Genomic DNA, 15,448 nt, shown 5'->3' on the forward strand with positions numbered 1-15,448 from the left:
CGCTTGTGCGTTGCTTTCATTGCCCGATTTGCCAACATCGCCCCAACGCCATAAAAGATTCACACAGATCATTTCTTCTGGCTGCAATCCGCATCATCTCATCTGAAAGCGTAGATACATGTTTTTTGCTTCCGATAACTGGGCCGGCGCTCACCCCGCCATCAACGAACGGCTCATGAAAGAATCGACCCGCTTTGCGGCCGCTTACGGCACCAGCGAGCTCGACAAAGCCATTGAGCAAAAGTTCAACGAAATATTTGAACGGGAAGTTGCCGTATTTTTTGTTGGCACCGGAACGGCCGCCAATTCTCTGGCACTGGCCAGCGTTGCCCGCCCCGGCGGCATCGCTTTCTGTCACTCCGAAGCCCATGTCATCGAAGACGAATGTGGCGCGCCGGTCTATTTCTCCAATGCCTCGCGCTTGATGCCGGTTGCTGGTCCGGCTGGCAAAATGCTGCCAGAGAATCTGAGCGCCGCCATTCGCCGCTTCCCACCCGGCTCCATCCATCAGGGCCAGCCAATGGCTGTGACCGTCACCCAAGCAACCGAGGTTGGAACGGTTTATTCGCTGGATGAAATCGATGCTATTTCGGCGATTGCCAAGCAGCATAACCTGCCGCTGCATATGGATGGCGCACGTTTTGCCAATGCGCTCATGACGCTCGGCACCAACCCGGCAGAAATGACCTGGAAGCGCGGCGTTGACATCCTGTCGTTCGGCGCCACCAAAAACGGATGCTGGTGTGCGGAAGCCATCGTTTATATGGATCCGAAAATGGCAAAGGACCTGCCGTTCATGCGCAAGCGTTCGGCACAGCTGTTCTCGAAAACCCGTTTCATCGCCGCACAATTCGAAGCCTATTTTAATGACGGCCTTTGGCTGGCACTGGCCGGTCACGCGAATGCCATGGCAAACCGCTTGCGCACAGGCATCGAAGCTTCCAACAGCGCCCGCCTTGCATGGTCTACACAGTCGAACGAGCTGTTTGTGGTCCTGCAAAAGGAAACCGCGCTTGCCGCGAAACAACAAGGTGCGCATTTTTATGACTGGGCTGTCCCGCATGACATGGCCGAGCCAGTACAGGAAAACGAAACGCTGATCCGCCTCGTCACCAGCTTTGCAACCAGCGAAACCGATGTCGACAGCTTCCTAGCGATTTGCGGCGCCGCCTGATTATCACGGGCCCCGACAAACATCACCCCATTCGCTTAGGGCGTATGGGGTGCAATCGCTACCTTGGCAACAACACGTGCAGCCAGTGCCTCGACAAGCTCCGGGTTGGCACCCTTTCGCGGCACCAGCACAAACTCCACATCTTCCAGCGCGGGCAGACTGCCCTGAGTGATTTCACGCAAGGCCGCAGGCGTCATGCTGCGTGGCTGCACCAGCACACCCATGCCGGCTTGGGCCGCCGCGACCAACCCACTCAAACTGCCGCAGGTACACACAATCCGCCAGGCAATGCCTTTGCGATCCAGTGCTTCCTGCGCCACCTTCCGCGTTATGCTCGGCTGCGGAAAGGCAATAAGCGGCACAACACCGTCATGGGCTTTGAGAATTTCCGGATCACGTGCCAGCCACACCAGCGGTTCGCGATAGAGGAAACGTCCAAGTCGATCGCCCAGCCGGCGCTTGGCCAACACGACATCCAGATCACCATTATCCTGCATCTGGTAGAGCACGCCACTCAAGGCAACCGTCAACTCAAGGTCGACCAGCGGGTAGAGCCGGATGAAGTCTTCCAGAATAACCGTCAGGCGGTTGGCAACAAAATCCTCGGAAACACCAAGCCGCAACCGCCCCCGCAGCCGATTTGCGGTAAAAAGCGACGAAACCTTGCCATTAATATCCAGCATGGAGCGTGCATAACCGAGCAGCGCTTCGCCTTCTGCCGTTAACCGAACCTGATGGGTATTGCGCTCAATGAGCCGTTGGCCAAGAAAGGTCTCAAGCCGTTGAATATGCTGACTGACGGTTGATTGACCGATACCAAGCTGCTCGCCAGCCAGCGTGAAACTTCCGGTCTGCTCCAGCGTTACAAAACTGGCGAGATGATGAAGATTGAGCATCGTTATCACAAATCACAATAACTGTTAGTCTTTGCATCCTGCTTCACGATAAGCGATATGTAAATTGAATTCCCTAAGAGACAAAGACCATGAGCCGATTTCTGCCTGACCGCTTCACTCTGATGCTGATCTGCACCGTCATTTTGGCCAGCCTCTTGCCGATCAGCGGCGAGCCCGCTGAATATTTCGGCCTGGCGACCAAGCTGGCAATTGCACTGCTGTTTTTCCTGCACGGCGCGCGATTGGCACGCGATGTGGTGATTGCCGGTATTCTGCATTGGCGCCTGCATCTCGCCATTCTTCTGGTAACCTTCGGGCTTTTCCCGCTGATTGGCGTAGGGCTTGGCTATATTCCCGAAAGCATCTTGCCAGCGCCGCTTTATATGGGCGTGCTGTTTCTATGCGTTCTGCCGTCTACCGTGCAGTCCTCCATTGCCTTTACATCCATGGCAGGCGGCAATGTTCCGGCAGCCATCTGCTCAGCATCAGCATCCAACATTTTCGGTATGTTTCTGACACCACTCTTGGTCGGCCTGCTGTTTACGGTCGGTGGTCATGGTGGCGGCTTTTCGCTTGATGCGTTCGGGCAAATCTTCCTTCAACTGCTTTTGCCTTTCATAGCAGGTCAGGCCCTGCAGCCGTGGATCGGCGACTGGATCCGGTCGCGCAAGAAGCTGCTTGCGCCTGTTGATCGCGGCTCTATTCTGATGGTGGTTTATCTCGCCTTCAGTGAAGCGGTCATCGAAGGCATCTGGCAGCAGTTCACATTGCGTGACATCGGCGTCGTCGTTGCCATCAACATTGTCCTGCTGGCCGTCATATTGTGCGTGACCATGTTTGGAAGCCGCCTGCTGGGCTTCAACAAACAGGACGAAATCACCATCACTTTCTGCGGATCGAAAAAGAGCCTGGCAAGCGGTGTGCCAATGGCAGGCGCGATCTTTGCCGGCCAAAGCATCGGCGCCATCGTTCTGCCGATCATGCTGTTCCACCAGATCCAGCTGATGGCCTGCGCAGTGATTGCGCAGCGTTATGCAAGAGCGGCAAAGGCTGCACAAGCTGAACCCGCAAATGCAAAAACGGCCCTCACGTGAGGGCCGTCCTGAATATTATACGTGCATGATGAAGCTTAGTTGACCTGGGTTGGCGTAATCTGCGCCTCGATGGTCTTTGCACCTTCAGCAGCATCCGAAACGATCGCGATCCGACGCGGTTTCATTGTTTCTGGAAGGTTACGTAGGAGGTCGATGTGAAGCAGGCCGTTCTTCAACGAAGCAGATTGCACTTCCACATAATCGGCCAACTGGAAGCGACGCTCAAAGGCGCGCTTGGCAATGCCACGATACAGGAACTCGCCTTCATTCGCCTTTTCCTGCTCCGACTTCTCAGCCTTGACGGTCAGCACATGGGCACGCGCCTCAATGCTCAGCTCGTTTTCATCAAAGCCGGCAACAGCCATCGTTATACGATAGGTGTTATCGCCAGTGCGTTCGATGTTGTAAGGCGGATAGCTCTGCGCCTGTTCCGGCTGCCCAACATTATCAAGCAGATTGAAGAGGCGGTCAAAACCGACAGTGGAGCGGTAGAGTGGCGAAAAATCCAAATGACGCATGGTGTCCTCCTTGAGAAGCGACTGTTTGCGGTTAAGGCTTTCATCCCGTATTGGCGATGAGGAAGCCGGGTCACGGCCCCGTTCTGGCGACCGTGACAAACAGATGGGAACAGTTTTGCCGCACTTCAAGAGGCAACGATAAAGTGAAGATTGTCGCTTGGTGACCTATCGTCGTTCACCTTCAACAGACATATCGAAATGCACGACATTGGAATAAATCGGTGTCCCGACATCCATGTCATAACGCGACCGAAAAACGTCCCCGCTCACATCAAAAGCAATCGACTTGCCGTTCCAGCGGGTCAATTTGACATTGAAACTTTCGCTACGCTGGTGACCCTTCGCGGAGAGCTGACCGGTTACCGTTGCCGTGTCCGGCCCCGTCTGCTTGATAGCGCTGGAGCGAAAGGTGATGGCATTGAAATTCGCCGCATCGAACACGGCCGTTGATTTCAGGAACGTATCAATACGCTTTTCTCCCGCCACCACACTGTCTGGCACCAGCGTGAAAGACACCGTCGAATGTTGCAGATCGCCCGCCTCAAGTGTGAAGGAACCGGAGAATTTGCCAAATACACCCTTGATGCCGCCACCGCCAACCTGCGCCACCGAAAAGGCAATACGCGAGGACGGAGTTACAGTGTACTTGCCGGCAACCTCGCTCAACTCTGGAGTATTTGCCGCCCAGACCTGACCAATTGTGCTGGCGAGCAACAAAGCCGATGCGAATAAAAGTCCAGACCTGCTCATGAGCGTTTCTCCCTAGGCGGTGAACGACGGCGCCCCAGCATGCGCATCAACACATCATCACGACGCCAGAGGTGGTGATAAAGTGCGGCCAGCGCATGAAGCACGACAAGACACAACAGCGTGTAGGCCAGCGTTGCATGAACCTCTGACCACAGGGTTTCTGCACCTTCCGACTGCGCAAGCGGCAGATGCGGCACCACAAAGAGATTAAACATAAATGTTGGAATTCCAAGCGGCGACACGGACGCAATGACCCATCCCGCAAGCGGCACAAGCACGCCAAGCACCAGAAGCAATTTATGTGTGGTGGATGACAGCAGCCGCTCAAGCGAAGACAGGCTAGCAACCGGCGCAACTTTCACCGACATGCACCATTGCACCGCCCGAATAAAGGCAAGTGCCAACACCAGCATGCCGAAAGATTTGTGCCACTGGAAAAGCGAAAACTGCAACGCCGGATCAATATCAGGCCTGGTCATGAAGTAGCCAAGGGCCAGCAATGCAAGGATCAACAGTGCGATCAACCAATGCAGCAGGATAGCAAAAAATCCATAGGCATTCCCGGAACCACGCAACATCTGGATCCTCCCGGCTGGTACCAAAATCCTCCTTTGCCAGAGTTTAGGCAAGCGGCGAAAACATCACGTTGTCGCGATTTTTGGCGCTCCAGAAAGGTGCTCTGCAACCCGCTTTGAAACTGAACTTAAAATGAACAGCCAGTTCCAAATCGGTTCATATTTCAGCCTTTAGAAAACAGCCATCGGGGGCAACTCCGCTGACTGAAGAGTACAACGTCCCTTCTTCTTCAGTCCTGTTGGCCGGGACCGTGACTGCGCACAACCGACGGTTCCGGCATTTTTTCTTTGACGAGATAACCCACTCGACCTATCCCATTATTATCCACCAGGGAATCGGCCGGAAAAGGTAATGGACGACGTTATTTTACACGCCACACCCGGCAATCCGCTGCCCGAGAATTACACGGCCGGATATTTCACCGGACACCGTAACAAAAAACTGCGCTACGCGGTTTTTCGCTGCGAACAATCGGTTGCCAAGGGGACCATCGTTCTGCTGCACGGCAGAAACGAGTGCATCGAAAAATATTACGAGACCATCATCAACCTGACGACGATGGGTTTCTGGGTCGCGACGTTTGACATGCGCGGTCAGGGCGGATCGGATCGACTGATCAAAAATCCCGACGCTGGGCACGTCCATCGGTTCCGGGATTATGAGCAGGACGTCTCGCTGTTCATGGAACAGATCGTGCTGCCCGATACGCGCCTGCCATTTTATATGGTTGCACATTCCACCGGTGCGCTGATTGCCTTGTCCATGGCACCCAACCTGTCGAACCGCATCGAGCGTATGGCCTTGTGTTCGCCGTTCATCCAGCTATCCGGGCAATCCATGCCAAGCCCTGCCGTTTTTACAATCGCAGCGACCTTGAGCCTGATCGGCCTTGGACGGATGAGGCTGGGCAAGGACCAACGGGAGCGCAACTTCATTGGCAATCCGCTGACATCAGATGAACTGCGTTTTGCCCGCAATCTGACCCTGATGCAGAAAATGCCGGAATTGTTCGTTGGTTCGCCAACCGCTCGCTGGGTTTATGAGACCATGAAAGCGGCAAGTCGCGTTACAAAGCAGGAACACCTGACTCATATTCACGTGCCAACCTTGCTGCTGGCGCCGGTTCTGGACCCGATCACGCCCTATGGTGCACAGGAAGAACTGTCACGCAATTTCCGTGCAGCGCAACTCATCCCTGTGACCGGCGCCCGGCACGAATTGCTGCACGAGCGCGATATCTTCAGAAGTCAGGCGCTTGCGGCCATAGAGGCATTCTTCTCACCGGAAGAGTAACCCCGGGGCGTATCGGCCGCTCAAAGGCCGGACAGGATCTCCAATGCCTGCGCATGAACAGCTTTGCTGCCTGCCGCGATGATCCGACCCGCCGCCTCTGGCCTGCCGCCATCCCAGGTCGTTATCACGCCACCAGCCTGCTCGATGATTGGAATAAGCGCGCCGACATCATAGGGCTTGAGCGAGCTTTCAATCACCAGATCGATATGGCCGGCTGCGAGCAACGCATAGGCATAACAATCAACGCCGTAGCGGAACAGACGCACCTTATCCTGCACCCTGTTGTAACGCGGCGCTTCCTCGGCATCGAAAATATGCGGGGATGTCGTGAACAATGTCGCGGCGGAAATGTCTTTGCAATCACGGGTCTTGATCTGACGGGTACCATCAGGGCCGCTGTACCAGGAGGCCTTGCCATCGGCGAAATAACGTTCGCCGGTAAAAGGCTGATCCATGACACCCATGACAGAGCGACCGTTGCTCTGCAGACCAATCAAGGTACCCCAGACCGGAACGCCGGAAATGAAGGCGCGCGTACCGTCAATCGGATCAATCACCCAGACATTTTCCCGGTCCAGACCGACGCTGCCATGTTCTTCGCCGAGAATACCGTGGTCCGGATAGGCCTTGCCGATAAGCGCTCGGATCGCCTGTTCGGCCGCCTGATCACCCTCGGTGACCGGATCGTAACCACCGTCCTGCTTGTTGGTGACATCGATGCCGGTACGAAAGCGCGGCAACGTCTCTGCTTTGGCAGCATCCGCGAGAGAAAAGAAAAAATCCCGATCCGGCAGCATGACATCTCCACTTGGCAAAACAATAGCTTCAGCCTTGTAAGAGCACTGCCGGAAAAGAGGAACAGATTTTGTAGTTTTTTCGGAAAAATCATCTTGGTGAGCGCTTAGCGGCCCCTCCATCAATAGAGCCCGGCAATGCAAAACCAGCACATCACAGGTAAAAATTGCATCATTTTACATCGTAAAAGCGCATCTTCTGCCTACGGCTAAGCAAATAGCACATTTATTAAGCAAAAATAAAAATGATTGACAATTGTGCATTCTGGCGTATCTTTTCCATACAGTCTTTGACTGTAAATACCCTCCTTGGGTGTTTCCTCCCTAGACTCAGCCGCGCCACGAGCGCGGTTTTTTTTGCCCGTAAAAGAGCAATAAGCCATCAAACAGAAGAGATTAAAGAGAATTATTCGGCAGCCAGAGCCGAGTCGCCACAGAACTCAGTGACGAAATCACCCATTTGGCGCATGAACACTGCAAGCACCGCAGAAAGTGCTGCAAAATCACTTCTTTTGAGAAGCGTCTTTTCATCCACGTATAGCGCGCGGTTTATTTCAATCTGCAAGGCATGCAGAGAACGCACGGGCCGCCCGTAATGTTCGGTAATAAAACCGCCAGCATATGGCTTGTTGCATACGGCAACAAATCCGAGTTCTTCCAGGAAATGCAATGCAGCACGTGATATTTCGGGAGAAGCGCTGGTGCCATAGCGATCACCGATAATCACATCAGGTCGGACATTGGACCCGGCAACCCGGATATTACCGGGCATCGAATGGCAATCAATCAGCACCGCCATGCCGAATTGTGAATGCGTGCGCGAAATCAGCCGGCGCAGGCAGGTGTGATAGGGCTTGTAAATACCCTCCACCCGCAGCAAACCCTCTTCAACGGGTATGCGGTGGTTATAGATCTCCATGTTTTCCGCAACAATGCGCGGCACGGTTCCCAGCCCACCGGAGACCCGCATGGAGCCGATATTCGCATAAGGCGGCAACGCCCCCTCGAACATGCGCGGATCCAGTTCATATGGCTCGCGGTTCACATCCAGATAGGCGCGCGGAAAATTGGCAATCAGGAAAGGCGCACCCAGTTCAGGCGCTGCAGAAAAAAGCTCATCAACGAAATGGTCTTCAGATCGCCTGATTTCTGACGAATCAAGGCGAGACGATTCGAGAAATGAAACAGGGTAGCAACGTCCACTATGAGGTGAATTATAGACGAACGGGATTCTGTGCGTATCCGGCTCGCGGACTTCGAACAGCTCATATTCACCCGTTATCCAGTCCATTCGATGATATTTACCATGTCACAAATATGCCAATAAACATATGTTGCCAGTTGCATGGCCACAAGTCCATACTGGCGCAACCATAACCGGATTCCTCAAACGCCATTCACGGGATATTTACCCAGAGCAGGCTACAATTGGGATACGGTATTCTCAATTTCACAGGCAGTTACGGTCACCTACATGAGTCAGAAAATTCTTCTCGCAGAAGACGACAACGATATGCGCCGCTTTCTGGTAAAAGCGCTTGAGAAAGCCGGCTACCAGGTATCTTCTTTTGACAACGGCGCAAGCGCATATGATCGGCTTCGTGAAGAGCCCTTCTCTCTGCTGCTGACCGACATTGTCATGCCGGAAATGGATGGCATCGAACTGGCGCGCCGCGCCACCGAGCTGGATCCAGACCTCAAGGTTATGTTCATCACCGGTTTTGCAGCGGTCGCGCTCAACGCCGATTCGAAGGCTCCGAAGGATGCAAAGGTGCTTTCCAAGCCTTTCCACCTGCGTGACCTTGTGGATGAAGTCAACAAACTCCTTGTGGCATAAGGCTTTCAAAAAACCTTTCACAAAACCGCAAAAAAGCAGTTGACGCGTCAATCGGTTTTGTGATCTATGCGCCACATCGGATGGGCGTGTAGCTCAGCGGGAGAGCACTACGTTGACATCGTAGGGGTCACAGGTTCAATCCCTGTCACGCCCACCATCCAAATTCCTTAAGTATCAAGGCCTTGCAGAACACTGCGAGGCCTTTTTACATTGTGCAGTTAGGTTCGATGAACCTGTCGAGACATCACTTTCCGGCCTCCCACACAGCGTCATTTCGAAGCCCATGCACCCGCCACAAAATGCAGCGGGCACCGGTTCGGTTTGCTGTCACAATTCGATCAGGCTAATGCTTCAGTCGGACGCGATGGCACCGGACGCGGATTACCATTGTCATCGACAGATACCATCACAAAAACCGCTTCGGTGACCTTCTCACGCGAATCCTGGTAGTGCCTGCGTGTCCAGGCCTCAATCTTGAGTGTGATCGATGTACGGCCAACTTTCACGATGTCAGTATAGACACACAGCGTATCGCCAACCTTTACCGGCTTCTTGAAAACAATCTCGTGCACGGCAACTGTTACGGTGCGCCCGCCTGCCACATCATTGGCACGAACAAAGGCCGCAAGGTCCATTTGCGACATGACCCAGCCACCGAAAATATCACCGGCCGGATTGGCATCCGCCGGCATGGCGAGTGTGCGCAGTGTCATTTCCATTGTGTCAGGAGGATTACCGTCCATCTTATGCATACCTTCATTCAAGAGCCTCCCACCCCTTGCTTAACAAAAGCAAGGGACGGCCGCCAAGAGCAAGCTGCCCCACAGTGCTGCAACCCTGTTATGCACGGGTGATGCGTCAGACACATTTGGTGAATTTCCATAGGTTTCATAATGCGACATAGACGGATCATTAACCATGATCGGCCAGTATCAGCTCATATACGAGGTGCTAAATGGCGTACGACTGGACTGGCAATAACGTCATGCAGAAGCGTGACGACAGGTTTCTTGCAGCATGCATCATTTCTGCTTTGTTTTTGACTGCGGTCACGATTGGCGCGCTTTTGAGAGAGCCAATCCCTGCACGACAGGACAATCCTTATCTTCTGACAACAGACAAATGGCAGCTGCGGCTGTAATATCCGCTTTCCTCATTGGCCATTTCCGTTGGTCGGCAGTGCCTCAAGATGCACGACGGTCGGAGCAAACTTGTTGAGGAATGTTTCAGAGCGCCCAAAATAGATCACCGCACTGTCTTTCAGCGTTAACAACGCGTCGGCAAGCAGGTTTTGCGTGTTCGGCTCGAGCCCTTCCAGAATATCATCAAGAATGAGCCAGCGCGGCTGCAAGAGAATGGCATTCGCCACCCGCAGGCACATCTGGGCATCCGTATCGAGCTTCTTGTCCCAACGGGCATTTTCATCAAGACGCGGCACCAACTCCTCCAGCCCACAGAGTGTCAGGACCTCGGAGCACTCCTCGTCGTTGAAGACTGCCGGAGAATGCGGGTAGGACAGAATCTCCCGCAGTGGTGCGACCGGAATGTAACCGCGTTGCGGCATTAGCAGCGCGTCTTCAAGCGGCGGCACGGAAATACGTCCCTGCCCCCACAGCCAGAGCCCGCCCATGGCAGCAAACAACAGACGCCTGTTCACGCCCTGATCGCCATTGACCAGCAAATGCTCGCCAGCTTGCAACTCGACAAACTCTTCCTTCAGGCGGAAACCACGTACCACCTGCTTTGCACCGGCTTCGCCGCAAATCATCACATTAGACAGGATAATCGACTTGGCGGCGGGATCGACTTCGAAGTCGATCGTCGCGCCTTGCTTTTCCACGGCGTCCATTTGCAAAAGCGCATTACGGAATGCCGAGACACGCAGCAGTGTCGCCTTCCAGCTGGCAATGGCACCAAAATTATCTATGTACCAGCGCAGGGCATTGTTGACCTGGTTGAAGGCACCAACCGCCATCATCAATCCGCCAAAGGTCAGATTGCCGGAGAAATACACTGGAGCGGCAATCAAGATTGGCGCGACAATCGCCAGCCAACCGTACCCCGAGGACACCCAGGTCAGATGCGTTAGTGCCATCGCTAGACCACGGATCACGGAAAGTACGGAATTGATGTCAACGCCAAGCCTAGCCCGTTCGTTTCGCTCCCCCCGCGCCAGTGTAATTGCGGTCATGTTTTCATTGGCGCGCATCAGCGAAAACCGTAGCTCCGCCTCTTTCGAGTAACGTTCGGCATTCAGCCCGACCAGACGATGACCGACAAGATTGCTGAGTAGCGAGGCAGAACCGGCGTAAAACATCGCTGCCCAGACCATGTAACCCGGTATTGCCACCTGCGATCCGCCGATGGTCAGATAGAAACCGCTTGATAGACCCCACAAAACACCGATGAAGCTAACCAACAATATGGTGGAATTGACCAGACCAATGGCAAGTGACGTACTGCTTTCCGCCAGGTTTCGTGAATCCTCATGCAGGCGCTGATCGGGATTAACAGCAATACTGCCAAAACCAGCCAGCTTGGCAGCCCGCCCCGGCTTGAGCCACTGGTGAACCATGTCCTTGCTCAGACCTTCGCGCATATAAAGAGCGGTCATCTGATTAAGCCAGGTTTGAAACACGTTCAGCAACAATAAAGTGCCGGCTATAATGGTGAAAATCTCTAACTGGTGGATGAACCCGTCCATATCTCGCCGCTCAAGCGAGTTATAAAACGGCGCGTACCACTCATTTAATCGAACCTGCCCGTAAGCAGTCACCAAGATGATGAACAGAAGCGCGAATATAAGAGCGAGAAGCCTGTTTCGGACCGGCGAAATCCAGAACGCATTACCCATCATTCTCAACTGGTCCATAAAACCAAGTTCAAAATTCAATGGAGCTGCTGGATCAGGTTTCAAGTCAACCTGGCGGGTATTTTCCATGCGTATCGTCCAAACAATAAGGCACAGCAGACGGCCAAATCATCGAGACTCAGCAACGCAAGCCGCCAGACCTATTTACCGTAAGCCCAAAAGATAAGGAACTGCTTACTCTTCGCTGCCCCGGAAAAACCATGACAAAGCCTGTATAATCCGCCTTGCTTTATTTGCGTGCATTGCACAAAATCCTGATAATAACAGAGGGGGCGGCTAAGTCCGCAATAACCGGCTTGGCCGGAAAAAGGATAATATGTCTATTAAGGCAAGTATTTATCATCTAACCCATTACATCTACGACAAACCGGTCCGGCTCGGGCCTCAGATCATCAGGTTAAAACCGGCAGTTCATTCCCGCACCCGGGTTATCAGCCATGCACTCAAGGTCACACCTGCAAATCACTTCGTGAATTTGCAGCAGGACCCCTACGGCAATTACCTCGCCCGTTTTGTGTTTCCCGAACCGGTTACGGAGTTCAAGATAGAGGTCGATCTGGTGGCAGATATGACCGTCTATAACCCGTTCGACTTCTTTGTTGAGGAAGAGGCCCAAAAATGGCCTTTCGATTATCCCGAGACACTGCGCGAAGACCTGTCGATCTACATGAAACCGGAACCCACCGGTCCCTACCTTTCCGAGTACATGCAGACTATCGACCGGTCTCCCGGCCAGCCAACGGTGGATATGGTTGTCGGCCTCAATGCACGCTTGCAGCAGGAAACCGGTTACGTCATTCGCATGGAGCCGGGCGTTCAAACGCCGGAAGAAACTCTGCAGACCAAAATGGGCTCATGCCGCGACAGCAGTTGGCTTCTGGTGCAGATATTACGGCACTTGGGTTTTGCTGCTCGATTCGTATCTGGCTACCTCATTCAGTTGGCACCTGATTTGAAGGCGCTCGACGGCCCCTCCGGCACCGAAGTTGATTTCACTGACCTGCACGCATGGGCAGAAGTCTATCTGCCTGGTGCTGGCTGGGTTGGACTGGACCCGACATCTGGCCTTTTGACGGGTGAAAGCCATATTCCGCTGGCAGCCACACCGCATTACCGAAACGCCGCACCAATTTCCGGCGGTTATTACGGACAGGCCAACACCGAATTTGCCTTTGATATGCAAGTACGTCGTGTGGCAGAGCATCCCCGCATTACCAAGCCTTTCTCCGACGAAAGCTGGGACAAGCTGAATGCGGTTGGCGAGGAGGTCGATAGACTTCTGAAGGAACAGGACGTTCGCCTGACGATGGGAGGAGAACCGACCTTCGTTTCGATCGATGACTTTGAAGCGGAAGAATGGAACACCGGCGCCGTTGGCCCGACCAAACGGGAAAAGGCTGATATCCTTATTCGCAAACTCCGCGAACGTTTCGCCCCAGGCGGTTTCCTGCATTACGGCCAGGGTAAATGGTATCCCGGTGAAAGCCTGCCACGCTGGACATTTTCGCTCTATTGGCGAAAGGACGGAAAACCGATCTGGCAGAACCCGGCACTGGTGGCACAGGAAGGCGCAGAAACCGGCGTGACGGCGGCCGACGCCGAAAATCTCCTGACCACGATTGCGACAAATCTCGGCATTGCCAATGACATGGTTTTGCCCGCCTATGAAGATCCGGCTGAGTGGATCGTCAAGGAAGGCAATCTGCCCGAAAACGTCGATCCGTCGAATTCAAAACTGAAGGACCCGGAAGAGCGAAGCCGCATTGCACGGGTTTTCGAGCGCGGATTGACCACGCCAACCGGCTACATCCTGCCGGTGCAGGCTTGGAATGCCAAGGCATCGACGCAACGATGGATCAGTGAAAAATGGAAAACAAGGCGCGGCCGGGTTTTCCTCGTTCCCGGCGACAGCCCGGTCGGGTATCGCCTGCCGCTTGGCACGCTGCCTTACGCCCCCCCTGCCGCCTACCCCTACATTCACGAGGCAGACCCATCCGTTCCAAGAGGGCCATTGCCGGAGGTTACGGAACCAACCGGCCGCGTCATGCCGGAAGCATCCTTTCATGCGGATGAAACGATATCGCAGGACCGCATCGAACAGTCGATCGGTGAACTGGGCGGCGCAGTGCGCACCGCAATGTCTGTGGAGCCGCGCGACGGTCGTCTTTGTGTATTCATGCCGCCGGTCGAGCGTATTGAAGACTATCTGGAACTGATTGCCGCGGCAGAAAGTGCGGCCAGCGCGCTTGGCCTGCCCGTCCATATCGAAGGATATGCGCCCCCCCATGACGAGCGGATAAATGTTATCCGCGTGGCACCCGATCCCGGGGTCATCGAGGTTAACATTCACCCGGCATCAAGCTGGAAAGAATGTGTCGACATCACTTCGTCGATTTATGAGGACGCCCGGCAGTCTAGACTTGGTGCCGACAAGTTCATGATCGACGGTCGTCACACTGGCACCGGCGGTGGAAACCATGTGGTCGTTGGTGGTGCAAACCCCAATGACAGCCCCTTCCTGCGCCGCCCGGACCTGCTGAAAAGTTTGATCCTCCACTGGCAGCGCCATCCGTCGTTATCCTACCTGTTTTCGGGCCTATTCATTGGCCCAACAAGTCAGGCCCCGCGTATAGATGAAGCGCGGCACGACAGCCTTTACGAGCTGGAAATTGCTATGGCGCAGGTGCCAGCCCCCGGCGAAGGCGTACCTCCCCTGCCTTGGCTGGTCGACCGGCTGTTCCGCAACTTGCTGACCGACGTAACCGGCAATACGCACCGTGCCGAGATCTGCATCGATAAGCTGTTTTCGCCGGATGGTCCGACGGGCCGTCTGGGACTTGTCGAGTTTCGTGGTTTTGAAATGCCGCCAAATGCCCGCATGTCGCTGGCACAACAGCTTCTGGTGCGTGCACTGATTGCCCGCTTCTGGAAAAATCCAGCAAGTGGCAAGTTCGTCCGTTGGGGTACTGCTCTGGCGGATCGTTTCATGCTGCCACACTTCATCTGGCAAGACTTCATGGATGTGCTGGCCGATCTGAAGGCCAACGGTTTTGATATCCAGCCTGAATGGTTCAAGGCACAGCTTGAATTCCGTTTCCCGTTCTTCGGTGAAGTGGAATATGAAGGTGCGAAATTGGAACTGCGTCAGGCGCTGGAACCTTGGCACGTGATGGGTGAGCAGGGGGCAATTGGCGGCACTGTGCGTTATGTCGATTCCTCCGTTGAACGTCTGCAAGTCCGTCTGGAAACAGCAAATCCGGAGCGTTACACCGTTGCCTGCAACGGTCGGGCTGTGCCGTTGAAGCAGACAGAGGAATCAGGTGTTGCCGTTGCCGGTGTCCGCTTCAAGGCCTGGCAGCCATCGTCCGGTCTTCACCCGGTATTGCCCGTCAACGCGCCATTGACCTTTGACATTTATGATACATGGTCAGGTAGATCGATTGGTGGCTGCATCTATCATGTTGCCCATCCCGGTGGCCGAAACTATGACACGTTCCCGGTCAATGGTAACGAGGCGGAGGCACGCAGACTTGCGCGTTTCGAACCTTGGGGCCATACCGCAGGAAATTATCCCTTGAGGCCGGAAACGGTTTCACCGGAATTTCCACTGACACTCGATTTACGTCGCCCTCTGGGAGTTTGAA

Annotated in this window: 14 protein-coding genes and 1 tRNA gene; 7 read left to right on the forward strand and 8 right to left on the reverse strand. The window is 54.4% G+C overall.

The annotated features are described in order from the left end of the window. Positions 1-118: 118 nt before the first annotated feature. Positions 119-1,174: a threonine aldolase family protein gene (locus tag ACZ5FM_RS13005; RefSeq protein ID WP_275641911.1), complete on the forward strand. Its 1,056-nt coding sequence runs from the start codon at positions 119-121 to the stop codon at positions 1,172-1,174. Positions 1,175-1,209: 35 nt separating this feature from the next. Here ACZ5FM_RS13005 and ACZ5FM_RS13010 read toward each other — a convergent pair whose 3' ends face one another. Next, positions 1,210-2,070: a LysR family transcriptional regulator gene (locus ACZ5FM_RS13010; protein WP_464038893.1), complete on the reverse strand. Its 861-nt coding sequence runs from the start codon at positions 2,068-2,070 to the stop codon at positions 1,210-1,212. A gap of 89 nt (positions 2,071-2,159) precedes the next feature. Here ACZ5FM_RS13010 and ACZ5FM_RS13015 point away from each other — a divergent pair, with 89 nt between their 5' ends. Further along, the gene (locus tag ACZ5FM_RS13015) at positions 2,160-3,164 is read left to right on the forward strand and encodes a bile acid:sodium symporter family protein (protein WP_259142895.1); all 1,005 of its coding nucleotides are present in this window, start codon (positions 2,160-2,162) and stop codon (positions 3,162-3,164) included. A 35-nt stretch (positions 3,165-3,199) separates the two neighbouring features. On the opposite strand, the gene ACZ5FM_RS13020 is transcribed toward ACZ5FM_RS13015, so the two are convergent. From ACZ5FM_RS13020 to ACZ5FM_RS13030, 3 genes are all read right to left on the reverse strand, one after another. Next, positions 3,200-3,682 (reverse strand): Hsp20 family protein, encoded by a 483-nt coding sequence (locus ACZ5FM_RS13020; RefSeq protein ID WP_464038894.1) that lies wholly within the window; start codon positions 3,680-3,682, stop codon positions 3,200-3,202. 165 nt (positions 3,683-3,847) lie between these two features. Next, positions 3,848-4,432 (reverse strand): YceI family protein, encoded by a 585-nt coding sequence (locus ACZ5FM_RS13025; RefSeq protein ID WP_464038895.1) that lies wholly within the window; start codon positions 4,430-4,432, stop codon positions 3,848-3,850. Then, positions 4,429-5,010, reverse strand: coding sequence for a cytochrome b (locus ACZ5FM_RS13030; protein WP_464038896.1), 582 nt, complete (start codon positions 5,008-5,010; stop codon positions 4,429-4,431). The genes ACZ5FM_RS13025 and ACZ5FM_RS13030 overlap by 4 nt, the downstream gene beginning before the upstream one ends. 349 nt (positions 5,011-5,359) lie before the next feature. Between ACZ5FM_RS13030 and ACZ5FM_RS13035 the strand changes: the two genes are divergently transcribed. Continuing rightward, positions 5,360-6,301, forward strand: a complete 942-nt coding sequence (locus tag ACZ5FM_RS13035; RefSeq protein ID WP_464038897.1) for an alpha/beta fold hydrolase — start codon at positions 5,360-5,362, stop codon at positions 6,299-6,301. A 20-nt stretch (positions 6,302-6,321) separates the two neighbouring features. On the opposite strand, the gene hisN is transcribed toward ACZ5FM_RS13035, so the two are convergent. Then, positions 6,322-7,098 (reverse strand): histidinol-phosphatase, encoded by a 777-nt coding sequence (gene hisN, locus ACZ5FM_RS13040; protein ID WP_312945766.1) that lies wholly within the window; start codon positions 7,096-7,098, stop codon positions 6,322-6,324. A 403-nt stretch (positions 7,099-7,501) separates the two neighbouring features. After that, entirely contained in the window at positions 7,502-8,386 is an 885-nt protein-coding gene (locus tag ACZ5FM_RS13045) for an N-formylglutamate amidohydrolase (protein WP_192488084.1), read from the reverse strand. A gap of 183 nt (positions 8,387-8,569) precedes the next feature. Here ACZ5FM_RS13045 and cpdR point away from each other — a divergent pair, with 183 nt between their 5' ends. Next, positions 8,570-8,932, forward strand: coding sequence for a cell cycle two-component system response regulator CpdR (gene cpdR / locus ACZ5FM_RS13050; protein ID WP_192488083.1), 363 nt, complete (start codon positions 8,570-8,572; stop codon positions 8,930-8,932). Between the two features lie 82 nt (positions 8,933-9,014). Further along, positions 9,015-9,089, forward strand: a tRNA-Val gene (locus tag ACZ5FM_RS13055). 181 nt (positions 9,090-9,270) lie between these two features. Here the strand turns inward: ACZ5FM_RS13055 and ACZ5FM_RS13060 are convergent. Further along, positions 9,271-9,675, reverse strand: coding sequence for an acyl-CoA thioesterase (locus tag ACZ5FM_RS13060; RefSeq protein ID WP_464040466.1), 405 nt, complete (start codon positions 9,673-9,675; stop codon positions 9,271-9,273). Positions 9,676-9,887: 212 nt separating this feature from the next. On the opposite strand from ACZ5FM_RS13060, the gene ACZ5FM_RS13065 reads away from it, so the two are divergent. After that, positions 9,888-10,073 carry a hypothetical protein gene (locus ACZ5FM_RS13065; RefSeq protein WP_192488081.1) on the forward strand — a complete coding sequence of 62 codons (186 nt, stop codon included), beginning with the start codon at positions 9,888-9,890 and terminating at the stop codon, positions 10,071-10,073. Between the two features lie 12 nt (positions 10,074-10,085). On the opposite strand, the gene ACZ5FM_RS13070 is transcribed toward ACZ5FM_RS13065, so the two are convergent. Continuing rightward, positions 10,086-11,873: an ABC transporter ATP-binding protein/permease gene (locus ACZ5FM_RS13070; protein ID WP_464038898.1), complete on the reverse strand. Its 1,788-nt coding sequence runs from the start codon at positions 11,871-11,873 to the stop codon at positions 10,086-10,088. Positions 11,874-12,120: 247 nt separating this feature from the next. On the opposite strand from ACZ5FM_RS13070, the gene ACZ5FM_RS13075 reads away from it, so the two are divergent. Continuing rightward, positions 12,121-15,447, forward strand: coding sequence for a transglutaminase family protein (locus tag ACZ5FM_RS13075; RefSeq protein ID WP_464038899.1), 3,327 nt, complete (start codon positions 12,121-12,123; stop codon positions 15,445-15,447). The last annotated feature ends 1 nt before the right edge of the window (position 15,448 follow it).

Source organism: Agrobacterium sp. 5Ca50 (assembly GCF_055381905.1).